Genomic DNA, 24,589 nt, shown 5'->3' on the forward strand with positions numbered 1-24,589 from the left:
AGAATCTTTTAAGCTTTGCTATATTGAGCAACAGCTGCTTCAACTGCTGCTTTTTCACGCTTGATCAATTCAACGCGTGCTGCGATTTCCTTAATTCCCATACCGATGTTACGGCTAAGGGCAAGGTCAGAAAGTTGCGGCTCAAAGAAGGCCTTGTATTCTGTCAAGCGTTGCTCTGTCTTAAATACATGGGCAGGCAGAATAACAAAGCTATCAAAGCTCATATCTCCACCAAGAGCAGCCTTAATCCAATCCCAGTTTTCACGCGCCCAAGCCCAAACTGGTTCCTGAGTTTCCTTATGACCTAAGAACTGATAATACCATGCAGACAAATCTTGAGGTTTCACCACAAATTTGTCCTTCCAAGTTGCAAGAAGAGTTTGGATGTTTTCTGCATCTGTACTGTATGCAAGCGCAGCTGCTAATTGACGTTTGAAAACTGCATCTGTTGCATGAGTGTATAGATCCAGATAAGTCGCCACCAATTCCTTAGTTTCGTGATGTTTAATCTCATTGATAAGGACTTGAGAACGAATGGCTGCTGGAAGTCCTGCAAGATTTTCTTTATGGGATGCGAAGATTTGACTAGCAACCTGACTAGCTTCTTCATCATTTGAACGAATCATCATAGAAATTGTCAATTGACGAACCAATTCATCTTCATCAGATTCACCCTCTTTAGCTTCAAAGCCAAGACGGTCATAGTTGTAACGAGCCAGTTTAGCAATAAGGGCTTTAAAGGCTTTTTCTGTCTCAGTTCCTTCATCGATAAAGCGATCAAGCGCTCCGATAACTTGTGAAACTGCTGAAACAACGAGATAAGATTCTTCTTTAGCCAATTGATCCACTACTGGAAGCAAGTCTGCGTACGAAATGTGCCCTGCTTCAGCAAGCAAACGACGTTCTTGGACGATTTGAAGTTTACTTGTGTTATCAAGTTCTACTAGGTCTGCAAGCACAGCATCAAGTAATTGACCTTGATAGTCTGTAATGTAGTGGGCTGTATTTTCAGTGTTGAGACGAAGTGCTCCTTCATTTTCAGCAAGAAGTGCTGCATAGCCAGGGATTTCGATACTTTCAGTTTCGAGAGTATCTGGTACTCCTTTCCAGTTGCTGTTAAGTGGCACTACCCAAAGTCGGTTCTTATCTTCGTGTTCACCGATAAAGAATTGTTTTTGCGAAATCTTCAATACATCATTTTCAACTGTGGCAGTCAAAACTGGATAACCAGGTTGCTCCAACCAAGAATCCATGAAGGCTGCTACATCACGACCAGATGCTTGTCCGAGAGCATTCCAAAGGTCACGACCAATGGTATTTCCGTATTGGTGTTTTTCAAAGTAAGCATGCAAACCTTTGGCAAAATCAGCATCCCCTAACCAACGACGAAGCATGTGCATGAGGCGACTTCCTTTGGCATAGACGATAGCTCCATCAAAGAGCGTATTGATTTCATCTGGGTGTTTGACTTCAACGTGAACAGATTGAACGCCATCCGTCGCATCGCGTTCAAGAGCAAGAGGTACTCCACCTGTTTGGAAATCTTCAAAGATATTCCAACTTGGCTCGATGGCATCCACACAGACGTATTCCATCATGTTCGCGAAGCTTTCATTGAGCCAGAGGTCATCCCACCACTTCATAGTTACAAGGTTACCGAACCATTGGTGAGCAAGCTCATGGGCAATAACGAGGGCTACCTGTTGACGGCTAGCAAAGGTTGAGTTCTCATCCACAACCAAGTAAACTTCACGATAAGTTACCAGACCCCAGTTTTCCATAGCACCAGCTGAGAAGTCAGGAAGGGCGATGTGAAGAGATTGAGGGATTGGGTACTTGACTCCGTAGTAGTCTTCGTAAAACTCGATTGAACGAACAGCAATATCTAGTGAGAAATCAAGGTTAGAAAGTGGATGTGCCTTGGTTGAGTATACACCTACCAAAGTACCATTTTTAGTTGTAGCAGTTACCCCTTGCAAATCACCAGCTACGAAAGCCAACAAGTAAGAAGACATACGTGGAGTTGTTTCAAATTTCCAGATACCAGTTTCCTTGCGGTTTTCAACGTCAATTTCCGGCATGTTTGACAAGGCAAGTTCACCTTCTGCTTGGTCAAAACGAAGAGCTAGGTCAAAGGTTGCTTTCGCTTCTGGCTCATCCACACATGGGAAGGCTTCACGAGCAAAGTGACTTTCAAACTGAGTTGACAAAACTTCCTTCTTAACACCATCAACTGTATAGTATGAAGGGTAGATTCCTGTCATGTTGTCTGTGATTTTTCCTGAAAAAGCAATAACCAATTCAACTGAACCAGCTTCTTCAAGTTCAATATGAAGAGCTTCGTTTTCGTTATCAACTGTAAATGGACGAGCTTGACCTGCTACTTCAACTGAAGCAATTTCCAAGTCTTTTTGGTGAAGGGAAATACGGTCACTTTTAGCTTGACCAGAAATGGTTACTTTTCCTGAAAACGTCTTGGTCTCACGACTCAAGTCTAAAAATAAATCATAATGTTCAGGAACAAATGTTTCGATATAATGTTCTACTGCTTGCATCATATTCTCCTATTCTAAGTTTAAGAGTTTTACTCTTATTCAAACAAACTTATTATATCATGTTTTTCTTAATAAAAAAGGAATGGACAGTGATTTCCAAAACTTTCTTCCTTCTAGTAGTCTAGAGAGGGTAGACCTTGCGAAATTCTTCCAAAACAACCTTGCTGTCAGGTGTAAAAGCCAGACCTGCTTCTCCTAGACAAGCTGTGAAAAACTCTTCATGAACCTGACGCCAATAGGCTAAGGATTTGTCTCCTTCACCTTCCTTGTAGGCATGGTCAGCAGACACTTGATGAAAAGGCTGAACGGAAACCTTTGTAATTTCGACAATGCAGACAGCCTGATCTTGGCTGTCCAAAATGACATCGAAAGTCCCTTCTTGTGGAAGGGGTTCGTCCTCTAGTGCGTAGAGGTCGTAAGCTGACGCGGTTGCCGTCTTTTCACATTTTAAAACCAAATCTGCCAAGAGATCAGCTTCCACTCCAAAAGCCCAAGCGTCTAACTCATCACCGATAGAGGGGTTGATTTGCTTGTAGGCATTCCACATGTCTTGAGGTGTCATGGGTTCTCCTTTGTAATTTTTTACTTTCTTCTTTTACACGTTTGAGATGATCTGGATGGTCAATTTCTAAATCAAAAATCTCTGGAATAGAGCTGTAATGGAGAATACATTTGATATCCATTTGATTCATTTTTTGTATGAAAGAAGCATTCAGATATCCTGCCACGGCGAAATCTATCTTTTTCGTCCTTGCTTTATCTTGCATCTGTCTCAGCATTTCTAACATAATGGGACTTTCCATATCATGCCATTGACTGTTCCTCACAGTCGCAAAAACAAAAGAAGTCAAATCATTCATTCCAACTATAATCTTTGAAATGCCCGTTTCCAGTATCCTGTCTAAGTCAAAATAAGCTGACGGTAATTCAATCATCGTGCCGACTTTCCCAGTAAAACCATGCTGGCGTAATACTCTAATAGCTTGTTTTAATTGTTCGGCATCATTGACAAAAGGAAAAATAAGAGACAGATTGGGATTGGTTTGATAAACTTCTGTAACGACATGTGCCTCAGCCTGAAATTCATCTGGACACGCCAATAAACGCCTAGTCCCTCTATATCCAAATAAGGGATGGCGTTCGTCAAAATACTCTTTAGTCCCGTCTAGAATATTTTCTTCTGCATTTGTTAACTCTGAAAAGCGATACCAGACTTCTTCATCTGAATATAAACGGCAAATAGTGTCTAGATAATCTTTTACAAATTGCTGACAACTTGGTAACAAGATGTTTTGATTGAGCTCTCTCAACAAGTATTCCCCACGAATCATACCAATGTGGTGAAATAGTTGAGGATAAACTTTTTCAATAATTTTTTCTCCACTAAGAGCCAGTTGATTATTCATCTTTTACCTTCCAATTTCTATAGCTTGTCAGTTCTAATTCTGGAAATCCTAATAACTCTGCCTTCACCTTTAATACTAAGGGAGAGGCATTGTCTGCAGTAATTTCTTCCAAATTCAACCAAATTGCATTTGCTGAATCATTGCTTCCATCAAGTACTTCATGAGGAAGTGATTTTTGAGAGCTCTCGAAATCAAGTACGATATCATAAAAGGCCATGATATGATGTACAGCGAAATCTTTCCCTTCTTCATGAACTAGCACGTCATAAATCCTAGGATTTGAGTAACTGTTAAGTGTATATCCTGTCTCTTCCAGAACTTCTCTCTTGAGGGTTTCCGTCAACCCCTCACCGAGTTCCTGACTACCACCCGGTAGGTCAAAACGATGCTGATAGGGGCCTCTTGTTTTTTCAATACAGAGCAATTTCCCCTCTTGAAGACAGACTCCGTATACCCCAAAGTGATTTTTGATTTCCATATTCTATTCTTTTCTAAAAGTCCAAGATCGATAACTTACCTTATCCCTTAAAAGGCAAGAGGCTATAAATTTCATGCTCCTTGATATACTTCTTCAGTATCTCCATATTCTCTTCGATTTTTGTCTGAATATCTGTCTCTTCACAAGTTGAATCAGCAATAAAGAGTTGAATCTTCAATAGATCTGTTAAGTAAAGCAAACGGCGTTCCATTTCCGATTCATGACTTGAGGCTTGCTCGATTTTTGCAAGCTTTTGCTCCAAGCTATCACCATTCAAAAATCTCTGATGAACTCTCCTTCTAATTTTTTTAGTGGATTCCTCCCCTTGTTCTAATGGAGATAAAAGAAGCTTTTTATAGACGAGTACCTGTTTTTCTTTTTCTCTTTCCAGATAGGCCAATAAAACCAGAGAGCTATCAACAAAGGTCCAAGTATTATAATTCCCTTCAAATGGGACTTGTATAATCCTATCTAATAATTCCTTAGTCATTTCCTCTTGACCATCCAGATAAAGTAAATAGGCCAGATGATTCAGCGATTCGAGATAGCTATCTCGGGTCTTCTTATTCTTTTTTGGGATTAGGTTTAAATACGAAACTAACTCAAGATCATTTTCAATCTCTTCGATTAGTTCTTTCACATTCATTTCTTTTCTCCTATCCAATTCACTTTTTGTTACCGAGAAAGGCTTTTCTCAGGTCAATCTTACCGAAGTAGATATTCTTTCGCTGTCGCTTGGACGTCTGATGAAAGGTAGCGATCTATTAAGTCACCTGTCCCTACAATATATTCCTCCAGAGGGACATCTTCTCTTTGGCCCCAAAAATTTGAAAAAGCGAAATAGAACTCCAAAAACTCCGTCAAACTTGCGCTGAGTTTGTAGAAATTAGGATCTCCAGGACTGCCCGCGTAAACTGGAGAACTGTCATCTTTCATATCACAGAAAAGAATATCATCTGTATCTGTAGTAGCGAATATCTGGTATTGCCCTTCACTAAACTGAAGAATATCTTGTAAGGCCCAACATTCAACTGTCCTTGCAGGAGAATCTAATGCCAACAAAATGATATTAAAATTTTGATTAGCAAAAAATAAATCCTCATTGAACACTATATGTTGATAATAATCAAGTAATTCTCCTGTCAAATCTGAGGACTGGATCCTTAATTTTTCGTTTGAAAAACTCACTGGTTGGGGAATAAACGTTGTTTCCTTATAGAGTCTAATGATCTTTTTTAATACAGTCACTACTGCCATTTTTCTCTCCTTGGTCATTCCTATTACGTCTACTTTAAGAATTCAAGCCATATCTTCAGATCTGGATTTATGTCATGCGCTATCTCAGCGTGCTTCCTATAATCCATATCCAAGTAGCCTTGTTCATTCCGGAAAATAATGCCTTGTTCATAACAGTTTTTAAGAGCTGTGAGCATAGATTCTAATGACCAGTATTCGACCTGGGACTCTTCTTCAAATACATAAAAACCAAGGATTTGTCCCTGAGCTTCTGGAGCCAAGTTCATGGCATAAAAATCTCCCCCTCCACTGGCAAAAATTGGGAACCAAGACTTGCCCCAAGCATCCGTTTCTCTTAGTTCTAAGTAGGTCTGGATACTCTCTTCCAGAGACATCAAATAGAAACCAGGAAAAAATGCCAGCTCACCGAGTGTGATTCCCTCACAATCTTTTGATCCGTTTCTCCAAGTATAAAGAGCACGCAAGTCCTGAGTTAGCTGCAATGGGATTTTCTCAAATAATTCTTGGATTTTTAGAGAAGTTATTCCCAGATTTAGATGGTCTACACAAGGATGATCTAGCTGTTGGAGACATTTTTCGATCTCATTTAATAATTGGATGATCATTTCCATTTGTTCTCCTTGCCTTGTAAATCATTAGAGACGAGTTCCTTCGTCCCTAGAAAAGAGCTTGCGATTATTCAATCCCATCTTCTTTATTGTACTCTATCATGCATTTGACTGCATATTCTACCCATTCCCAAAAATCATTAAACTCTTTTCGTTGCTCCCAGCCTTCTGTAGCAAAATCATGAATGAGTTGGACCTTATTGCCCTTTCCTATTTCAAAACAAGCTGTATCATCACAATCTCCTCTTTTAGCAAATGGAATCAACTTTCTGCTTGGGTACCTTTCCTGCAATCCCTCATACAAAGACAGGGCCCATTCTGAATCCAACAGATACCAAATATCAAAATCAACTAAATTAAGTTCGATCAATTTTTTAAACGATTCAGGATACTGAAATATCCTTTCATCCAGTAAATAGTTCTTCATTTCTTATTTCCTTTTTGGTACAAGACCGACATAGAATGCCAGCTCAAGATTATTTTCAACCTCTTCGATTAGTTCTTGCATCTCTTTAAACTGTTTAGACTGACTCTAAAGAACCAGCGTTACATCACTGAAATTGTTTTGGACAACTTCGACTTTTGTTTAAGAGATAAGGGAGAAGCCCCAAAAAACTCACAACCGTAAAAAGGCGCAATATTCACTAATCTTTTTAACAGTGTTGTCTTAAAAAGAACTTTATCAAAAGTACAATGAATAAACTTGCACTGTTCAACCGTAGAGTTTCCATAAAAGATAGCTCCCGTAAAGTCGCAGTTGCGAAATACAAGTCCTGAAAGAAGGGCATTCTGAAACTTGACATGACGAAAACTACAATTGACTATTTCTTGGCTTACTCCTAGACCTCCACCATCAATCGTGGCATAGTCAAAACAAGAAGAGGATAGGAGGATTCGAATACAACCTGATAATGCTACATGAGCAAAGTTACAGTTTTCAATAATGGAATCACTAAAAGCTATGCGATTCCTAAAGTCGAACGCCCGATTCGTTGTTTGCTGACAGACTTCAAAAGATTTTTTTGTATTGCAATAAGAAAAATCTACTCCATCTAAGTGCTGAAAACTCAACCCAACATCAAAATAGAAGCCTCTAAGGTCTATTTTTTCATCTAAGGTTAAGCCAAACTTGTCCTTAGAAAAGAGAATATTTTTCTCACGCTTATTCTGCCAGTTATCTCTATTTTTCATAGTGTAAGCTATTAAGAGCAAGATAATCCTCCCTAGTCCATCTCAGATATAAGTCATCAAAAAACAAATTCATACCATTCCTCCAATTTAAGGGAAAGATGACGACTAGTCAGAGAAGGTTAAATATGAGACTAAAATATCCTTTACTAATTTTAGAAAGGCAACTTTATTTTTTGGCTCTTTTGAAGCAAAACCAAATTCATATTCAAAGAAATACTCAACTATTTTATCTCCAGCCTGTAATACATCCTCAATGACCTTTAGCACTTGGTGTTGTTTTTCTTCTTCTAATTTCAAGAAATACTCTTTCACAAATGCATCAAATATTGTAAGGACATCTTCCTTTTTACTCATATCAAAAGGATATAGAAACTCTGCCTCTTTACTTGTAACAACATTACTTTCTAAGGACATCATTAGATTCCACAATACTGAATATTGTCTATGAAAATTGTCTCTACTTTTCAACTTTTCCCCCAATTCTTGTGGCACATCCTTTATTGAACAAGATTAGACTAGCATTCTGGCTATTCCCTACTTTAGTGTGAAAGTCTCCATTTGACCATCAAACTTCCTTAATCTCAATGTACTACTAACAATTTTTTAAAACATTTCCCGAACGAATATAGGTTTTAAAGAAGTTTTTAGGAATAGAGGCAATCTTAGGCGTAATGGATAATCCATAGTTTGCAAAATCCAAAGCTAACTTCTTAGAATCGATGGCATCATAATACTCAACATACAATCTGCATAAGTTCACTTTGGTGATAGAGAATTGTTCTAACAACCAATCCTTATCAAGATCCTTCTCAGGATCTATGCTCGAAAATACGGTAGGATACGATGAAAACTGAGCAGTAAAATCGATAGCCTCTCGCACAGCCTTTTCCAATTCAGCTTGATCCATGCCATTTCTATGATCGATAGAACCTAATCGTGTCCTTAAAGCACAATCCACTTCTTCTAACAGTTCCGAGTCCAGAAAGAGGGGATGAATGCCAATATTCACGAAATAGGCAGTCCCATCTGATTTTCGTTGAAAATAGATTACCGTGTAAAAATCATGATTGATTTTATAATAGTTATTGCTTCGCTTTAGTCGCGAAAAGCCATTTTCTAGGAAGAGTTCTTTGGCCTCTTTCATTTTATTACCTCTATTTCTAACAGGATGTGGAGAATTTCTCATTGCATTTTCCTAGGAATCTAAATGGATATAGGTTATCCCTACAACTTTCCCGTTCTCAATCGCATATTGCTTAACAGAATGAATGGAACTGATCAAACCTTCCTTACTGATTTCCTCTAGAGTTGCTGGAACTATTTTGTCTTTTAATTTAAAATCCTTAGATTTATTCAAATCCCCTACCTTATCAATATCGGTCCAGAACAGCATATATTCATCACAATAAAAATATATTTTATCATCATAAAACTCAGGTATTTTACAGAACTCAACTCCGTCACTTTGCCTTTCTATCGCTCCACTATCTCGATAAACAAAGTAAGTTTTCTTCATATCTTATCTCTCCTTTTAGAAGCATTTTCTTCTGATATTTTCTGCCTGAAATCTAGAATAATGAAGACTAGAGTCGTATTTTTTTAAGGAATACTTAATGTTAGGGTAATTTAGGCTTTGCTCTTTTTAATAAACTAGTAAAATCCTTAAAACTATTCTTACAATATTCTTCTTGAGCAGTTTCTATTGGTAAAAAGCGAATCCCCCTCCCGCAATTATTAAATTCTATAGCATTTTTCACCTTCTCTGTCACAACTATACCTGCTGATGCCAATAATTCAACTTTTCCGGGTTTAAAAATATCAAAGTCTATATTCTCTTTTAAAACTAATTTCTTTGTAACGACATAATTAGTTTTAGAAGGTAATAATTCAGTTTTATCATAGTCTACAAAATCAGGAGCTGGTTTAGCTACATTATAAGTATTAAACTTCAAAAGATAAAAATCTGGTGAATCAATAATTTCTCCACCAACAGTAAACTTCATTTTTTTGCAAACACATCCTTGAATCTTGAATTCCTTAAAAACCTTTAATAATCTTTCAGAAAGTATAAAACCATGAGCATACCAATAATAATCATAATTAAAGTTAACTTTACTTAAGTATTCTTTTTTATTAACGAAATTATAATAAATTACTTCTGGTGAAGTTGGATCGTAAATATAATCTATAGGTTTAGTCCATTCTTCTTCGTAAGGTCTTTTTTGTATTTCAAAATCAACTCGCCCATATTCAACATCAAAATTAAAAGTCTTATTGGATTTATCATCCATCATAAAATAATAATTCATCGTTTTCTCCTAGCTTAATCTACCTTTACAATTAATAATTCTAGATTTTGGTTTTACCATTGCTCCTATCAGTAACTTCTATACTTTTTTAACAGCTTTTAGTGCAGCTAAAGCAGCCTCTGTTACAGAAAGCTGTTCATTATCAAGTGCAAAGTCTCTGGCTTTTAGTATTTGATTTCTGATTACTGTTCGTTTCCTTTTTTATTTGAAATTCTTTTGTTCCTATTGACTTCTCCATGTATTACACACAACTAGTCTAAAATTGTTCCTAAAATCATCTTGTTTTGCTCGGATAGCTGAAAGTCATCCATGAAATAGGGTAAAAAGTCATCAAGCAATGGATGGCTAATCCCGTCAATTGGGAGGCCTCTTTTATGGCGTTCTTTTAATAAAACTAAGATTTCAATTGGGAAATACTGCCATAGTAAGGTATTGAATTCAACTAAATGACTATCTTTGGTGTTCGCTAAATGATAATCACACATGGATAAAATTGTTTCTCTAAAAACATCAACATCCTCTGAAAAAATAGTTTCCATAACCTGTTTATAGGCATCATTCACATTAAGATAAGGATCAGAGTCCAATGGTTTATATTTAGGATCACAAGCATTATCAAGTAGGCTAGCAAGCCGATCATACTCCCCATTTCCACAAAGAAAAACGACTAAAGGCAATAAACTACTGGATGAAAAAAAAATAGGTTGCTTCCCTTTTTCAACTTGAGCTTCTTTAAAATAGACTAATTTATCAATTAGAAACTCTACATAAGTATCATCTAAATAGGCAAGGGCAAATAAGATATTCAAACAAATATCAGTATCAAAGTTTGAGCCACCTTTAGCTAAATATTTAGCAGAAGCCATATCAACCATTACAGAACAAAAACAGCCGTTTAGCAAAGATTGATAAGTTTCAGATGACTTGTTTTCAATGAACTCAGAAACCAAAGTATATGGTTTAATAGCATGAACCATCCGTACATGTTTATAGGAGTAGATTTCTGTTTTCCCGTTTTCCTCCCAATTGATCTCAAGGCTTTTTTTACCTGCTTTTAATGCTTCTAAAATTGCTTTAGTAGTAAAAAGCTGTGCTTTTTCAAGATCAAAATCTCTCGCCTTCAGTACTTGATTTCTAATGCTTGTTAATTTTCTTTTTTGATTTGAAAGTGTTTTATTCATGTCATTCTCCTAAAAATTAATCCCATATACTAATCATTGTCTTATCAATATACCAGCGACCGTTATCACCACTTTTCACATAAATATCAAGTACCCTAAAATCTCCATAGTTTCTTAAAATATCTCTTGCTTTACCCCCGTGATATACCATAACTACCACCTTGTGCTTGTAACAAATCGAAAGGACTAAAGTGCTCGGCTAAAATAAAACCCTTTGATTTCAAATAAGTGATACCTTCTTCTAATAAGGATTCACTTATTCTAACAGAATGTGGAGTGTTCCTCAGTGCATTTTCCTAGGAATCTAAATGGATATAGGTTATCCCTACAATTCCGTGTGACTGCATGGGTTATTAATGATTTCCATCTATCTAGTTATAATAAAAATTTAGTAACTCCTTCTCGAGCCTTTCCAGAAAAACTACTATTTATTAGACTGGATACATCATTAATAAACTCTTCTTTTATATTAAAATTATTATCAGAATAAATTTCTCCTTGATAGTCTATTATCTCTAAGCGAATAAGTTTGATAGAAAAAGATAAAAAATCATATAAAGAATCACCTAACTCGTGATGATACTCCCCCCCTGAAATTATCCCGTAAACAGGGCATTTCTCATCGCTAGTATCACAAAAGATAACATCATCTGAAGTATTTTTAGCAAAGATTGTATACCTTCCATTTTTCCATTCATGAATATCTTCTAGCCCCCAAGAACTTAATTCTCTACCATTTGATTGTATTGAGAACAATACTAATCCGAAAAATTGATCGCCAAAATAACAATCACTTTCAAAAGAAAGATGTTGATAGTATTCCAACAATTGACCAGAAATATTCTCTGCATTAACTTTTATCGGCATTTTTGTATATTCGATATCTCCACCTATGGGATCGCTAAAATAAAAACATTTCACTAAATCTGGTAATAAATTTTCTAAATTCATATAGCCTCCTACGGACATTTACTTTGTTGTTGATTGAATCTTTGTTTTAATGTCGCTTCACGATCTATTAAGAGCCCTATTATTTTATTGCCTGTAGTCCCCCATGTCCTTGGAATAAATGAACATGTTTATTCCACTAGGATGCTAATGGTTTTGAATGAGAGTATGATTCGCAATTCGTTAAACTCACTAATTTGCATTTCTAATCTAACAAAATGCTCTATCAGTATCTCCATAGTCAATGATAGTCATCTCTTCAAGTGAAATCTTCATTCCTCTTCCATGCTCTACTTCAGCGTCCACTCTAAATAATAAGCCAAAAATAAAATCGGATGATGTCTGTTCGGGGAGCAGATAGATCGCCATTAACTGCCCCATCATGGATAGTTCCGAAAAGATTCGTTTTTCAGCTAACTCATGCCAATAAGCAGATGACCCAAGCATATGAACGATTTTTTCTTTGTAGTCATTAGCCATTATTTCATCTGCTAAAGCAAGCTCATCCGATAGAACCAGACGAATAGAATCTTCTTGCTCTGATATAAAAACGTTCATTTAAAGACCATCATCAAATTTTATAGATTCTAGATTCACGTGTTTTCCCCTCTTTTCAGTCTTTTCCTTACAATGACAATCGATTCCACGGGATGTTGACAATTCCCTTCTATCCTACACAACTAGTCTAAAATTGTTTTTAGAATCATCTTGTTTTGTTCGGATATCTGAAAGTCATCCATGAAATAGGGTAGGAAGTCATTAATCAAGAGATGGTCAATACCGTCTATTGGTAACCCTCTTTTTTGGCGTTCTTTTAATAAAACTAAGATTTCAATTGGAAAATATTTCCAAAGCAAGGTATTGAATTCTACTAAATGGCTATCTTGAGTATTCTCTAAATGATAATCACACATGGATAAAATTGTTTCTCTAAAAACATCAATATCCCCTGAAAAAATAGTTTCAATAACCCGTTTATAGGTATCATTTACATTATAATAAGGATTCGAGTTCAATGGTTTATATGTAGCATCACAAGTATCTTCCAGTAGGTTAGCAAGTCGTTTACCCTTACCATTTCCATAAAGAAAAACAACTAAAGGCAATAAACTACCAGACGAAAGGAAAATGCATTTTTCGCCTTTCTTAACTTGAACTTCTTTAAAATAAACTAATTTATCAATTAAAAGCTCTACATAGGTATGATCTAAATAAGCTAAGGCAAATAATATATTCAAACAAATATCTGTATCAAAGTTTGAGCCACCTTCAGCTAAATATTTAGCTGAAGCTATATCTGCCATTACCGAGCAAAAACAGCCATTTAGTAGAGATTGATAGGTTTCTGATGTCTTGTTTTTAATAAACTTAGAAACCAAAGTATATGGTTTAATAGCTTGAATCATTTTCACGTATTGATAAGAGTACGTTCTTAGTTTTCCATTTACTTCACTACTAAGTACAAGGCTTTTTTTACCAGCTTTTAATGCTTCTAAAATTGCTTCTGTGGTAGAAAGCTGTTCTTTTTCAAGAGCAAAATCTCTCTCCATGAGTACTTGATTTCTGCTGGTTGCTAATTTCCTTTTTTGATTTGAAAGTATTTTGTTCATATTTACCTCGTCGAATTTCATTACTTACACCTAACTACTACTGTTTTTTGATGTACATCTCTCCTACATTCCTATACCATCTAGTATATCACAAGAAAGAATTAATCCACTTCCCATCATCAAGCCATTCTTTCTTATTAATCCACCATTTTCCCTTTTGAAACACCATTTGAAAACGATAGAGAGTTTCTATACCAGAACGATTCTCCTTGATGTAGAAATAAGCTTGATTCCCGTCATGCTCTTCATCCACGATGGGATGCGTTTCCAATTTATAGTCAAACGGAAATCGGACAGATAAAGATACTTCCCTTGCTCTGAGTGTTTTTTTAGATGTACAAAACTGATCAAAAATCGGAGCTAATTCATCCTTCAACATCTCTTTATCAGCTTTGTTTCTTAGGCTCCTAGTGGCCTTTTTCTCCCAAGAATACATAGCCTGCATAAACTGGAGTAAGGTTTCTTTTGCTCGATTCGTATGGCTCATATTTCCTCCTACTTAAACAACGGGACTAAAGGTTCGTTTATTATGAAGACATCGGTCATAAAAAGCTGTATTAAAGGCATTTTTTACTCCTCACGCATGCAAACATGTGGTAACTCGCTTCTAAGAAGTTCCCTTTGCTTTTGATTTGTTCTTCCCGTTGTTAAAAAACGAAGATGTTTCAGACTCTTCAAGTAGCTAACTGTTGATGCGTAGTTAAAAATAGACGTGTCAACAAAATCTAAAAAACGAAGCTCACTAGAGGACTGGATAAAATCCAATTCTGGTAAATTTTTATTTGCTGTAAATGAAAGATAGAGCAACTGATTTAAATCCCTTATAAAATCAAAGTCCGGCAACTTTACACCATAATCAACGTGCAGATAACGCATACCTGTATGAAAAGAAATGTTCTCTATCGTCTCCAAATTTGTCATAGAAGATATCCCTAGAGCTTTCACACAATCTTTCTGGGGTAAGATGATCTTTCTTACTCTTCTAGCCCCAACTAATAAAATCTTTTCTACTTGTTCGTATGTTGAAAAGTCTAGCACATCAGATTTACTTCCCATCAAGTAAATCACTCTCGTATTGCTAGGTAACGAAAGCTGATTAAAATCCACATTCTTCAGCATATCCTCTGGGTTTTCAACAATGTACTTTTGTCTTAATAAGCGATTGATATCGATGAATTCTTTATAAGTCAATGTTTCATCCAATAATGGTGCAATCTCTTCAATAGAATGTAGAGGCTCCATTGCCATTAGATTCTCTCTTTCGGAAAATCCTTTTTTAATGATCTCTAAATATTTATCTAAACTGGTCATCATTCACCTTTTTTCATGAATATCATACTTCGTTTTCTTTGTTCAACCTATCTATTTTTACAATGACACTTTTACAAGAAGAATAAGCCATTGCTTGTCTCAAAAACTAAAATCATGAATCTCAAGAGTATTCTTTTCTATATAAACTTTATCCTGCTTGCTCAATCTCGATCAAAGATAACCTTGACTCTAGCTCTACCCAAAGCGTCTAGATATTGCTCCAGTTTCGTAATCGACTCCTCCGAATCAGATAATTGAACAAGCAAATCCCCATTGATAGTCATGACATCCTTTGTCGGTAAAAGCATGAGATTCTCAACGCTTGGATCATTCACAATCATTAAGGAAGGGGAATAAATACAGCTTGTGGAGAGGTCTAGATTTCCAAATCGCTCCCTAGCAGACACAAAAATAGATTCCATCCCACCTTGGGCTTTCAGAATAAATTCCCTCTCGAAAAATGCTTCAAAACTGTCGTAGATCTCGATGACATCCATAGTAATCCCATCTAAATAATAAACTTGATGACTTTGAATGTTCCCATCCTTCAATCTATAAGCGAATTGATCTCCAATAGCAGACATACCAAAAAAATAGTAGTCTGATGCATAATCTCTCCAGACATCTTTCCATAGCTCATCCGAATTCCAAGAGTCCAGCGTGATGGCTTGAGCAGAATCTGTACCAAACAAACGATAATAGCCACCATAAAATTCCAAGCCGTTGGTTATGGAGAGCAAATCCAGGTGAGCTTGAGGAAACTGTCTGGCTTTGAGTTTTTCTAGTTCAAGAGCTGAGGCCCCACTTTCTTGTATGACCAGATCCTCACAACATTTTAAAAAATTCTTCATTTCCATTTGCTTCTCATCTCTCTCTATTTGGCTTTAACCAAGCATAAATTCAATAAAGTCTTTTCGATAGTCTTCAGGAAGTTGCTCCTCGATAATAGCATTGATTCCTGTTAAAAAACCTTCTTTATAGTCCGACAAGTCCTCATCAATGTAGATGCTATTCTCAAACTTGGTGATTTCTAGCTTTTTCATCTGACTATAGGTAGACAAAAAAGTAGATAAAGAGGGGCTTAAGCTATAGAGCTTGGAATTTCCAGGAATCTTGCCATATACAGGACTAAGCTCACTAGTTAGATCACAAAATATTGGCTCATCTCCCATCATGTGAGCAAAAACCATCTAACTCTCTTTCCAGCTAGGATCCTGCCATCCTTCTGATGCATCTTCACATAGAGGGAGAGGAATTAGAGCAAGATCATAGGGAGCTCCTCTAAAATAAGCTTCTTCATCAAAGTCTAAATGCTGGTAGAACTCTTTCAATTGACCAGACAAATCTGGCTTTTCGACATGGAGACAGTCACTAGTAAATACAAGCTCTCCTAAGCCCTTGTTTCTATGATAGACTTCTACGAATTCCTTCAACAAATTGAGCATCACTATTGGACTCCTCTCACATTTTTGGGATTATATTTGGCTATTTTCAACTGACGATTACGTATCATTCTGACCGTTAGCGACAGCCTGAGCCCAAATTCGTTCAAATTCCTCTTGACTAATCTTGATGGAGTCTGATAGATCCAACTCATCTTTTCGACCATCATAGAGTAGAAACCCTACTTCTGGAACATAATCCTGTAGGCAAGAAGAAGCATAAGAGTGCCCATTCAAAACGTTAATTTGTCGACTTGCACACTGACCAGTAAACTCTGTATAAATAACTCCTAGGCCTGACATAAACTCACTATTGCCATAATAATAATATTCTTTTTCACACATTAGAATCTTCCTTTATCATTTGTCTCTCCAAGAATGGCATTCTTTCCTATTTGCCTCTTTCATCTATTAATTCTATGTTCATTTTCAATTTATAGAATCTACCGGTTCTTAGCCTTATTCTCCAAGACTCTCACTTCTACTTTATCCTCCGCTAAATGGAGATCCAGTACTTTTTCCTGGTCTTGAAAGAAAAGTGTCAGGTCCTTAGTAGAAAATTCAGTAAAATAAGAGGGCAAAAGGTCATCCAAAGACTCCATTTGAAACAAGACGTAAACTGGTGAAAACTCCCAAAAAACTAGGATAAACCGACTGCTATTGCCAACAAGACTTTGAATTGACCTACTTAGATCTTTAGTAGTAAGGTCGATAGAAAACTCATAAAGGCAAGAAATCGGAGAATCGATAGGATTCAACTCCCCAGCATACCAATCAATTTCTTTAGGTTTATCGGTCAGAAAATGGACATCCTTAACTCCCCTCAACTGATTGATTCGTTTTTCTACTTTTAATAAGGATAATCTCTTTTTTAAGTCACTCATGGTTCTTGCTCTCTCGTTAGCTAAAGGGTGCTTGCTTCATGAAAAACATTGATAGGTCAGAATAAGTCTCTAGCAAAGCCTCATACTTTTATATTTACTTTTAATCATGTTATCTTAAATAGCAAACAGGATCCCTTCAAAATACCCTATCGGCCAATGTCCCATATAATACAAGTTAACAATATTTTCCCAATAAGACCCTAACGACAAGGACTTTTCTACTAAATATTGTCTAAAAGCAAAGGCCATTCCCATTTTAGCAACATTTGAGAAATCATGCGCTCTGGATACAAACAGGCTTTTATCCATCTCTCTTGCCTTTTGGAATATAATTTGACTAACCCTTTTCCTATAATATACAAGTTCCTCTGGAACCTTAAGATCCCCATAAAATGGATCTTTATCACTCAGCGACGACGGAAGCCAATTCATCTTTCTATATAGATTCTCAAAAGCTTCTTCCGTAGGATTTATAAAAGCTTCATTGACGTTTTTTATAAAGATAACATGATCTATTTGTTCAGTTTCTCCCATTTTAAAAAAGAAATCACTTTTTATAAGACGTTCAATCTCATCATCCCAAGTCATCCAGTCTACCTCAATTCTGTCATTTAAAAAAATTATCTGATTTCATAACTAAATGTTGATTCCTCTTGCTTTTAAACTTTCAATAATTCTTTTTTCTAAATGAGAAGAAAGCCAAATTGTCCATTCTTCATAATCCTTACTTTCCTCAAGAGAAATAAACTTTTCTTGCCCATTCTGCCATAATCTCGGTGATTCACCTGGTAATGCCGGAAGTAGCAACTGTATTTGAGAAAAATGAGAATCTATTTCGCAGTCATACTTCTCTTCTTGTCCGACTTTTGGCCAGCGTTTCTTATATATACCAAGTCCATTGATCGCAATTGGTGGAAATAACCTTCCTGATTGAATGATCCCATCTACTGTAGGTGATAATCCATCAATTAAGTTAAAAACCTCTATAAGTATTCCTCCACCGCCAAGATCCTTAATGACCCGACAATAAGCGAATTTTTTATCTTCTCCTAAGAAATTAGACTTTTTAAACCGCTCTAATTCGGATCTATCAGATAAAAACAAAGGAATTGCGAAAATATCTCCACCGGTAACATTTGCTAATTTATTTACCATAGTTTTTGAGCCTCAACTTTTTATATTTCTACCTTGTCCTATTTTGCTATTTTCGACTACCTTAATTACTTGCTATTGACAAGTATTTTATGGACAATGGCTAGTTTTTTTGGGTTCGTTCAGCTATGTTTTCGAACTCTAGCTTGCTCACAACCTCATTCTGTTTATCCAACAGATAAAGGAAGTTCCCTTTTGTTTCCAGTTTACCAAGCTTAGCCCCATAGTCCATCTCGTGAGCAGGGCAGGATTGAATCAACTGACGGATGCTCTTATCCTTATGCTCTATCTTCCAAAACAAATCCACCTTATCAAGCTGATGCTCCACTTGAATGAAATAGATCGTGGATTGGATCTTCTTCCTTTTCCACTCCCAGCTATTTTCGTAATCGTTTTTCTCTATTTCATTGACTACATCCTCTATCAAGGAGCAGGGAATAGAGAGCTCTTGAAACACGCTCTTTACCCCTTTTAGCAAGGCTTCTAAGAGTAGCTTTTTCTGTTCCAATGGACTCAAGGTTTTATAGCTAGAAAAATCAAATAGGACCTGGACAGTATAGACACCAAGTAGGTTCATAATAGCTGGATTGCTAATCGTATCTACACATTCTACGATGATTTTCCAACAATCCTTGGTCACAACTGGTTTGAAGAGGCGCTCTACCATAGAGGTCATACATTTGGATTCATATACGAACGCTCTTCGCAGGTCTTTCCAATTCTGTCGATAGTCCTTAATTCTAGCTTCCTCGTAAGTTAGCGCAGCGGAGTCCATCAGCTCCTCAACCCTCTGTTGATTTTCCACATAGGGCTTATCTAATTCAAAATACTGTAACTTCATATTCGTGGTCTCGTCGTTTTTTTCTTGCAGAAAGGTTTAGCCTTAGGTCAAGGTCTAATGTTTGTGCTCTTCCTTCACTTTTTCCCATAGTCTCGGTGTCCCTACTAGCAATGGAGGATTGTTTGATCATCCAGAATCTCCGCAAATAAGCTAGGAATACATCTTTAAGTATCAATCTTCACAGGACCAATCTCAGCAATTCTAATAAGGTCAGAAGATCCTGATAACATCACATCATTTTGGTTTTTAAAATTGAATTCAACCTTATTCTCTAAAAAAAGCAGTTCCAGTTGACCATTCACCTTATGAATCCCCTTAGAATAAAAATGGATTTCATCTAAATTAAAAAACTCTAAATTAATTTTTATGGCATTAAATGCACTTTTCTGCCACTTTTCAGGGAAATTAGTTGGCAAATCAAATAAATAAAAGACAAGATCTAATTTGTAATCGTAACATAATACAGTATCAAGAAATACATTCTTCAATTCCAAATCACCATCAAACAGATGAATAATCTTTTCCCTGCCCACTGCTTTTTCAAACCATTTCACAATATGAACTCCTTTTTTAAAAATGAATAAAAGTCTTGTTTTTAAGAGTTATTGTTTCGCTCTTTAAGGAGATTTTAGAATAGACTGACCCTCCTGCCGTCCTTTCCTTTCATAACGTCATTGATTAAGTCCTTGACGATAGATATATCGAACTGACGGGAAAAGTCTACAATTTTCTGGCGATTTTCTTCTGGATATAGATAAGATGCTGCTAAGATAAATAAAAATGGATTTGTGACTTTGCCAATATGCTCAAGGTATTTAGGCTGAGTTACATAAGACATAATTTTGTTAAAATCGCCATCTTTAAGTACTATTTTTTTCATATAAATAGCAGCACAAGCACCTGCAGCTTGAGATGGGTTATTCGATTCCAAAGACTCATAGACAAAAGACAAGTTCTCTGTTTCTGAATTTTCTAGATAAGCAATCGCTACTGCTAGAGAGCGGTAGGTTACAGGGGTTGGAATATCTCTCAGCAGCAATGACTTGAGATAGGGGACTTCTTCTGTGCAATCCGTTGCGGCCATGGCGTAGAGCAAGTACATTTGTGATTCCCACGATCTAGGCTTTTCCATCTCCCCTTCCAAGGCCTGATGCAAGAATGGTCCATATCCTTTTAGTCTGCCCTTTAAAATCTTTTTCGCTGCCTTTTTTACCAAGGGCGTACGTCCTGAAGTTAACTCATCTACATAGTCCATCTCAAACTCCTTTATTTCATTTTCTTGTCCAGTTCTTCTTCCAAGATTCTGTTATAAACTATAGTTCCGACACAAGCTTCCTAGTCCAGCTCCTCAACTTCTTCCCTAGAAAAAATCTTAGGTTTCCGCCTACCATCTAGCCAGACCTTCCCAAAGTGAAGACCATTTGGGTCTCCCCATTTAAAGGCTAAATCCTTAAAAGGGCTTGGATCAAAATCCGCTTGGTGACCAATTATCTGCCAAGACCATACTGGACTTCGATCAAACAAGGTGTAGGAATCTATAATGATGGGCTTACCTATAAATTGAGCACGACTTAGCTCCTCAACTGTTATAGTAGGACTTGCTTGAAAGATATCGAAAAATTGAATGACATGACCAACGTTCACTTTTCCAAGGATTTGACCAAATACAAACATTTCCTCTGAAAATTGATAGCAAAAAATATCACCAATTTTAATAAATCGAAGTTTTGTTCTTGGCTTTTCATTCCACTCACGAATCTTTATCTGGGGCAATTTTTTCTCCATAATTAATTTAATTCTATTCCTACTGCTCTTTATTTAAGATATGAAAGAGATCATCTCTTAGAACGATTCCATCGTCTTCTATCAAATAGGCCATGTGCTCCCAGAAGGGCAATTCTTGTTCAAGGGGCTTCTCCAAGGCAAGTACTTGATCCTTCAAGTTTGCTGCAATTTCTTCGACTTCATCTTGCTCAATCTCATAAAACTTTGCTTTCAAAAGAAAGATGCTTGATAGAAAGAGCGAATAAGAGGAAACAAAAGTATGTAAGGAAGAATTGACATAAACCATTGATTCTTGAAAAACTTCTCTTCCTTCTCGATTGCAAAGTAAGAAGACTTGTTCCTCTTCTCCAATTACAAAAGCACCTAAAAAACACTGGCCAACAAGCCTATAACTCTCTTGCTCTTTCCTTAGTTCTACTAGATCAGTAGCTACTTTAACAAAAGAAAAACCCATTTTGGAATAATCCTCTAAATATGCCAAAAGGTTGAAACGGACCTCATCCAGACTAAATGGTTTCTCCTTTGTAGGCACCACACAAAAACCAAGCTCCTTCACTAATTCATTGATTTTGACTGTCATTTCTCTATCCGATCTCCTAGATTCTTTTCACCCAATTTTTTTAACTTCCAAAGCTTGATAGCCGCATCTTTTCTGAGTCCCATAAAGAGGCTTGCTAAAGTTACTGCTTCCTCTTTTTTATAGACTTGAGAACTAATACTGGCCCATCCATCTTGCAGGCATTCAATTTTTAAATAGAAATCTCGCTCTTGTCCAAGTTTCCCTGTTACATCGTCTATCTCATAAGAAGCAGACAGCAAAGACACTGAGATAAAGTCCCCCGGTCTTCGATACATTCGCATGACGGATTCTTTCTGATTAACAGAGTGGATATCCTCTTTTGTTTCAGCTCTATCACGATCTGATAAAATCACCCACTCCCTATCATCCTCTGATGAATAAAAACGCCATTCTTTCTCTATCATATCCTGCTCCATCTTCTAGTACTTCTCTCATCATCGAATACACCTAGTAGTAAGCGACTTCCCCTAAACCATATTCTAATATTTCAAGACTATTGAGGGAGAATTTAAAGCCTCTACCATGCTCCGAGTCCTCTCTTAGTCCAAATTCCAAACCAAAAATCAGGTCTATGTCCGTCTGTTCAGACAAGATAAAAATGGATAGGAGTCTGGCGTGCGCTAGTTCTGAAAATTCCTCCTGAATTCTTGCCAAGGCTTTTGGATACCATACTGATGATTGATCCAGGAGATTATCGAGTTTTGCTTTATAAGACGGAGTTAACTCCTCATTGATAACCTCTAAAGAATCACTTAAAGCAAGGCAGACCTTTTCTCTTTCCTCTGGAATCGATACAAACATCTCGTTATGGACATCAAATTTATATTCTCTCATCATTTTCTCTCCTTATGCTATCAGTCATCAGATACCATTTCTCTAATCAACCTAGCTAATCACTAAAGGGCATAAAGTTATCGTGCTGATTATAATAATTCAAAGCATCAACCAAGTCTTGGAGACTTGCATCTGGCTTTTCTTCAAGCGCTACGGTGAGAACATCAAGCAACTGCTCTCCATAGTAGATTAGCTGAAGGTTTTGTTCCGCCACTTCTGTCGGGTAGACATCACGGTCTTCCACAACATCTGGATAATCTGATACCCAATAGGACCTAGCTAGTGCTAGTTCTCCATCCTCCTTGGCATAGAGGCAAAAATCATCTGATGATAACTTGTTCACACGCATCTGCTCGATGATCTGCTCTAGTGAAAGTTCTTGGTGTTTCCGCATCCCTTCTCCTTATTAGTCTCACTCTTCAACAAAAGAATTCAAAAAATCCTCAAAAGATGGCCATTGACCATACACCTCAGCTGTTTCTTCTAGAACATAGAAATACACCTTGCCATAATCCTCTTCCCTTAGGGAAAGAGCATAGTTGCCAGATCCAGGATCATAGGCAAAATGGAGAAGATCTGTGCCCTTAAATCCTGCAGGTACAGCCTCATCGTCAAACCATTTCAGAGACTTCTTCATCTCATCAAGTGAATCAAAGGAATTAAAAGGAAAGAGATGATGTTCATCGTGGACTCCCCTTACTTGGGGTTGACCACCGTTGTGCTGGAGATAAAAGTCCAACATAGTTTTTGGCAATTCCTTCCCAAGAATCTCCTCAAATTGTAAAAAATCTTCTTTTGAAATCGGTGAATCTGCATCTAGCACTCTAAACATGATTACTCCCTTCAGTTTTCTACAATTATTCCTCTAAAATATTGTCAATAAAGTCATAGACGTTTGCAGCTACTTTTTGCATTTCTAAGGATCCTAAAGCACCCAAGTCATTTTCATAAATGGAATCATCTGCATTTTTCTTGATAAAATAAGCCAAATCTCCCTCTTGACCAATCAAAAAGAAGTCTGGTTCATCTACTTCTATCTGATAGGTCTCATTTCGCTCTAATAAATCCTCCTTAGCATACAAACAAATACCTGAATCTCCAATTTCATAGGGGTCAATCTCTTTCCACTCCGTTAAAAACTGATAGTAGAGATTGGGTAAGACAAATCCAAACTCATCTCTTTTCATAGTTCACCTCCACATATTCACTAAATACCAACTATGCTACTTCAAAGACCAACCACCATCAATAGTGAGAATTTGCCCCTGCATGGCGCTTGCCTTCCCGCTTGCTAGGAAAAGTGTAAGATATGCCACTTCCTCTGGCTCAATCCAGCGTTTGATAGGTGTTTCACTTGCTACCCAGTCTGCCAGACCACCTGGCTCAAAGTCAGCTGCTGTCATACCAGTCTTAACTGCACCAGGAGCAATGCCAAAGACCTGAATCCCAGCTTCAGCATAGTCCAGAGCTAATTGTTTGGTAAAGCCTGCCAAGGCATGTTTGGACGAGGTATATGCATGACCACCTCCGCCTGCTAGACTTGAGGCAATGGAACACATATTGATGATGATCCCTTTTTTATTCTCCAGCATTTGCGTAAGATAATGTCGCGTCAACTCTACTGGTGTCACATAGTTGATTTCAAAAATTTCTTGGATTTCTTGGGCGGATTGTTCTAGTAAAGGTTTGTAGTCATCCAAAACCCCAGCTGTATTGCAGAGAACATCCACCTGAGGACACCGGTCAAAAATTGGTTCCAAGTCAAGCGTTAAATCACGTTGTAAAAAGTGAAAGTCACCCTGTAAATCAGGATTTTCACCCTGATCCACTCCAAAAACCTGATAACCTTTTTCTAGAAAGAGTCGAGCTTGAGCCAGACCAATTCCTGAGCTAACTCCTGTCACCAAAACTCGTCTAGTCATGAACTTCCACCCAATCCGTCGCTAAGACATCACAAGGAGTTGGGCTCCACATAGAAAAACCTTCCCCTTCACCAGATACGTTGATGAGGAAATAGGGTGTCACTTCAAGGGCGACGCCATTTTGCTCGATAGTATCAAAAAGCTGCACATAGTTTTCAGCCCCACCCCAGCCAGTACGTACATATTTCTTTTTTGCCTTTAGTCCTGGCAGGATTTCTTCAAATGTCATGTTTCTCTCCTTAATAGTTCTCTTGTCTTATTATAACAAAAAACCGTTTTTCAACGGCTTTTTGAC

Annotated in this window: 39 protein-coding genes; all 39 read right to left on the reverse strand. The window is 37.0% G+C overall.

Features of this window, described 5'->3' with window-relative positions:
* Positions 1 to 8: 8 nt before the first annotated feature.
* The 39 genes from QM941_RS04950 to QM941_RS05140 all read right to left on the reverse strand — a co-directional run bounded on the left by QM941_RS04950 (position 9) and on the right by QM941_RS05140 (position 24,523).
* Positions 9 to 2,555: a M1 family metallopeptidase gene (locus tag QM941_RS04950; RefSeq protein ID WP_414339460.1), complete on the reverse strand. Its 2,547-nt coding sequence runs from the start codon at positions 2,553 to 2,555 to the stop codon at positions 9 to 11.
* A gap of 121 nt (positions 2,556 to 2,676) precedes the next feature.
* A complete protein-coding gene (locus tag QM941_RS04955) occupies positions 2,677 to 3,117 on the reverse strand; it encodes an ASCH domain-containing protein (protein ID WP_414339386.1) in 441 nt (146 codons plus the stop codon).
* Positions 3,062 to 3,961, reverse strand: coding sequence for a putative PEP-binding protein (locus QM941_RS04960; RefSeq protein WP_414339388.1), 900 nt, complete (start codon positions 3,959 to 3,961; stop codon positions 3,062 to 3,064). The genes QM941_RS04955 and QM941_RS04960 overlap by 56 nt, the downstream gene beginning before the upstream one ends.
* Positions 3,954 to 4,439, reverse strand: a complete 486-nt coding sequence (locus QM941_RS04965) for an NUDIX hydrolase (protein WP_414339389.1) — start codon at positions 4,437 to 4,439, stop codon at positions 3,954 to 3,956. The genes QM941_RS04960 and QM941_RS04965 overlap by 8 nt, the downstream gene beginning before the upstream one ends.
* 40 nt (positions 4,440 to 4,479) lie before the next feature.
* Complete coding sequence (locus tag QM941_RS04970; protein ID WP_414339391.1) at positions 4,480 to 5,085, reverse strand: DUF6707 family protein; 606 nt, start codon at positions 5,083 to 5,085, stop codon at positions 4,480 to 4,482.
* A 59-nt stretch (positions 5,086 to 5,144) separates the two neighbouring features.
* On the reverse strand, positions 5,145 to 5,696 hold the full coding sequence (locus QM941_RS04975; RefSeq protein WP_414339393.1) for a hypothetical protein: 552 nt from the start codon (positions 5,694 to 5,696) through the stop codon (positions 5,145 to 5,147).
* Between the two features lie 29 nt (positions 5,697 to 5,725).
* Entirely contained in the window at positions 5,726 to 6,307 is a 582-nt protein-coding gene (locus tag QM941_RS04980; protein ID WP_414339394.1) for an SMI1/KNR4 family protein, read from the reverse strand.
* A 64-nt stretch (positions 6,308 to 6,371) separates the two neighbouring features.
* On the reverse strand, positions 6,372 to 6,731 hold the full coding sequence (locus QM941_RS04985; RefSeq protein ID WP_414339396.1) for a hypothetical protein: 360 nt from the start codon (positions 6,729 to 6,731) through the stop codon (positions 6,372 to 6,374).
* A 119-nt stretch (positions 6,732 to 6,850) separates the two neighbouring features.
* Positions 6,851 to 7,495 (reverse strand): pentapeptide repeat-containing protein, encoded by a 645-nt coding sequence (locus QM941_RS04990; RefSeq protein ID WP_414339397.1) that lies wholly within the window; start codon positions 7,493 to 7,495, stop codon positions 6,851 to 6,853.
* A 105-nt stretch (positions 7,496 to 7,600) separates the two neighbouring features.
* On the reverse strand, positions 7,601 to 7,987 hold the full coding sequence (locus tag QM941_RS04995) for a hypothetical protein (protein WP_414339398.1): 387 nt from the start codon (positions 7,985 to 7,987) through the stop codon (positions 7,601 to 7,603).
* A 100-nt stretch (positions 7,988 to 8,087) separates the two neighbouring features.
* On the reverse strand, positions 8,088 to 8,681 hold the full coding sequence (locus QM941_RS05000; protein ID WP_414339400.1) for a DUF4304 domain-containing protein: 594 nt from the start codon (positions 8,679 to 8,681) through the stop codon (positions 8,088 to 8,090).
* A 9-nt stretch (positions 8,682 to 8,690) separates the two neighbouring features.
* Positions 8,691 to 9,011: a hypothetical protein gene (locus QM941_RS05005; RefSeq protein ID WP_414339401.1), complete on the reverse strand. Its 321-nt coding sequence runs from the start codon at positions 9,009 to 9,011 to the stop codon at positions 8,691 to 8,693.
* 100 nt (positions 9,012 to 9,111) lie between these two features.
* Positions 9,112 to 9,804, reverse strand: coding sequence for an Imm43 family immunity protein (locus QM941_RS05010; protein WP_414339402.1), 693 nt, complete (start codon positions 9,802 to 9,804; stop codon positions 9,112 to 9,114).
* A gap of 251 nt (positions 9,805 to 10,055) precedes the next feature.
* Complete coding sequence (locus QM941_RS05015; RefSeq protein ID WP_414339403.1) at positions 10,056 to 10,985, reverse strand: hypothetical protein; 930 nt, start codon at positions 10,983 to 10,985, stop codon at positions 10,056 to 10,058.
* Between the two features lie 16 nt (positions 10,986 to 11,001).
* Positions 11,002 to 11,136, reverse strand: a complete 135-nt coding sequence (locus QM941_RS05020) for a hypothetical protein (protein ID WP_414339404.1) — start codon at positions 11,134 to 11,136, stop codon at positions 11,002 to 11,004.
* A 224-nt stretch (positions 11,137 to 11,360) separates the two neighbouring features.
* Positions 11,361 to 11,936, reverse strand: a complete 576-nt coding sequence (locus QM941_RS05025; protein WP_414339406.1) for a hypothetical protein — start codon at positions 11,934 to 11,936, stop codon at positions 11,361 to 11,363.
* A gap of 207 nt (positions 11,937 to 12,143) precedes the next feature.
* Positions 12,144 to 12,491, reverse strand: coding sequence for a hypothetical protein (locus QM941_RS05030; protein WP_414339408.1), 348 nt, complete (start codon positions 12,489 to 12,491; stop codon positions 12,144 to 12,146).
* 122 nt (positions 12,492 to 12,613) lie between these two features.
* Positions 12,614 to 13,543 (reverse strand): hypothetical protein, encoded by a 930-nt coding sequence (locus tag QM941_RS05035; RefSeq protein ID WP_414339410.1) that lies wholly within the window; start codon positions 13,541 to 13,543, stop codon positions 12,614 to 12,616.
* Positions 13,544 to 13,631: 88 nt separating this feature from the next.
* Entirely contained in the window at positions 13,632 to 14,030 is a 399-nt protein-coding gene (locus tag QM941_RS05040) for an NTF2 fold immunity protein (RefSeq protein ID WP_223339171.1), read from the reverse strand.
* Positions 14,031 to 14,113: 83 nt separating this feature from the next.
* The gene (locus tag QM941_RS05045; RefSeq protein ID WP_223340907.1) at positions 14,114 to 14,857 is read right to left on the reverse strand and encodes a hypothetical protein; all 744 of its coding nucleotides are present in this window, start codon (positions 14,855 to 14,857) and stop codon (positions 14,114 to 14,116) included.
* A gap of 158 nt (positions 14,858 to 15,015) precedes the next feature.
* Entirely contained in the window at positions 15,016 to 15,705 is a 690-nt protein-coding gene (locus QM941_RS05050) for an SMI1/KNR4 family protein (RefSeq protein ID WP_414339412.1), read from the reverse strand.
* Between the two features lie 33 nt (positions 15,706 to 15,738).
* Complete coding sequence (locus tag QM941_RS05055; RefSeq protein WP_414339414.1) at positions 15,739 to 15,897, reverse strand: hypothetical protein; 159 nt, start codon at positions 15,895 to 15,897, stop codon at positions 15,739 to 15,741.
* Positions 15,898 to 16,044: 147 nt separating this feature from the next.
* Positions 16,045 to 16,299 carry a hypothetical protein gene (locus QM941_RS05060; protein WP_414339416.1) on the reverse strand — a complete coding sequence of 85 codons (255 nt, stop codon included), beginning with the start codon at positions 16,297 to 16,299 and terminating at the stop codon, positions 16,045 to 16,047.
* A gap of 57 nt (positions 16,300 to 16,356) precedes the next feature.
* On the reverse strand, positions 16,357 to 16,641 hold the full coding sequence (locus QM941_RS05065) for a hypothetical protein (protein ID WP_223339167.1): 285 nt from the start codon (positions 16,639 to 16,641) through the stop codon (positions 16,357 to 16,359).
* A gap of 98 nt (positions 16,642 to 16,739) precedes the next feature.
* On the reverse strand, positions 16,740 to 17,180 hold the full coding sequence (locus QM941_RS05070) for a hypothetical protein (RefSeq protein ID WP_414339418.1): 441 nt from the start codon (positions 17,178 to 17,180) through the stop codon (positions 16,740 to 16,742).
* 114 nt (positions 17,181 to 17,294) lie between these two features.
* Positions 17,295 to 17,768, reverse strand: a complete 474-nt coding sequence (locus QM941_RS05075; protein ID WP_414339420.1) for a hypothetical protein — start codon at positions 17,766 to 17,768, stop codon at positions 17,295 to 17,297.
* A 48-nt stretch (positions 17,769 to 17,816) separates the two neighbouring features.
* Positions 17,817 to 18,335 (reverse strand): Imm26 family immunity protein, encoded by a 519-nt coding sequence (locus tag QM941_RS05080; RefSeq protein WP_414339422.1) that lies wholly within the window; start codon positions 18,333 to 18,335, stop codon positions 17,817 to 17,819.
* Between the two features lie 100 nt (positions 18,336 to 18,435).
* Positions 18,436 to 19,173 (reverse strand): hypothetical protein, encoded by a 738-nt coding sequence (locus QM941_RS05085; protein WP_414339424.1) that lies wholly within the window; start codon positions 19,171 to 19,173, stop codon positions 18,436 to 18,438.
* A 164-nt stretch (positions 19,174 to 19,337) separates the two neighbouring features.
* A complete protein-coding gene (locus QM941_RS05090; protein WP_414339425.1) occupies positions 19,338 to 19,727 on the reverse strand; it encodes an Imm50 family immunity protein in 390 nt (129 codons plus the stop codon).
* A 74-nt stretch (positions 19,728 to 19,801) separates the two neighbouring features.
* Positions 19,802 to 20,428: a hypothetical protein gene (locus QM941_RS05095; RefSeq protein WP_414339427.1), complete on the reverse strand. Its 627-nt coding sequence runs from the start codon at positions 20,426 to 20,428 to the stop codon at positions 19,802 to 19,804.
* An 80-nt stretch (positions 20,429 to 20,508) separates the two neighbouring features.
* Positions 20,509 to 20,958: an Imm26 family immunity protein gene (locus QM941_RS05100; RefSeq protein ID WP_414339429.1), complete on the reverse strand. Its 450-nt coding sequence runs from the start codon at positions 20,956 to 20,958 to the stop codon at positions 20,509 to 20,511.
* A 19-nt stretch (positions 20,959 to 20,977) separates the two neighbouring features.
* On the reverse strand, positions 20,978 to 21,538 hold the full coding sequence (locus tag QM941_RS05105; RefSeq protein ID WP_414339431.1) for an immunity protein: 561 nt from the start codon (positions 21,536 to 21,538) through the stop codon (positions 20,978 to 20,980).
* Entirely contained in the window at positions 21,535 to 21,942 is a 408-nt protein-coding gene (locus tag QM941_RS05110) for a hypothetical protein (protein WP_414339433.1), read from the reverse strand. Before QM941_RS05110 ends, QM941_RS05105 begins: the two co-directional genes overlap by 4 nt.
* Positions 21,943 to 21,985: 43 nt before the next feature.
* Positions 21,986 to 22,372: a hypothetical protein gene (locus QM941_RS05115; protein ID WP_414339435.1), complete on the reverse strand. Its 387-nt coding sequence runs from the start codon at positions 22,370 to 22,372 to the stop codon at positions 21,986 to 21,988.
* A 55-nt stretch (positions 22,373 to 22,427) separates the two neighbouring features.
* Positions 22,428 to 22,766: a hypothetical protein gene (locus QM941_RS05120; RefSeq protein WP_414339437.1), complete on the reverse strand. Its 339-nt coding sequence runs from the start codon at positions 22,764 to 22,766 to the stop codon at positions 22,428 to 22,430.
* Positions 22,767 to 22,784: 18 nt separating this feature from the next.
* Positions 22,785 to 23,204 carry an SMI1/KNR4 family protein gene (locus tag QM941_RS05125; protein WP_414339439.1) on the reverse strand — a complete coding sequence of 140 codons (420 nt, stop codon included), beginning with the start codon at positions 23,202 to 23,204 and terminating at the stop codon, positions 22,785 to 22,787.
* 25 nt (positions 23,205 to 23,229) lie between these two features.
* A complete protein-coding gene (locus QM941_RS05130) occupies positions 23,230 to 23,559 on the reverse strand; it encodes a hypothetical protein (protein WP_049527860.1) in 330 nt (109 codons plus the stop codon).
* A gap of 36 nt (positions 23,560 to 23,595) precedes the next feature.
* Entirely contained in the window at positions 23,596 to 24,294 is a 699-nt protein-coding gene (locus tag QM941_RS05135) for a 3-oxoacyl-ACP reductase (protein ID WP_049527858.1), read from the reverse strand.
* Positions 24,287 to 24,523, reverse strand: coding sequence for a DUF2829 domain-containing protein (locus QM941_RS05140; RefSeq protein WP_000141913.1), 237 nt, complete (start codon positions 24,521 to 24,523; stop codon positions 24,287 to 24,289). The genes QM941_RS05135 and QM941_RS05140 overlap by 8 nt, the downstream gene beginning before the upstream one ends.
* Between the last annotated feature and the right edge of the window lie 66 nt (positions 24,524 to 24,589).

Origin of the sequence: Streptococcus timonensis (assembly GCF_047460355.1) — a bacterium.
Taxonomy (GTDB): domain Bacteria; phylum Bacillota; class Bacilli; order Lactobacillales; family Streptococcaceae; genus Streptococcus; species Streptococcus timonensis_A.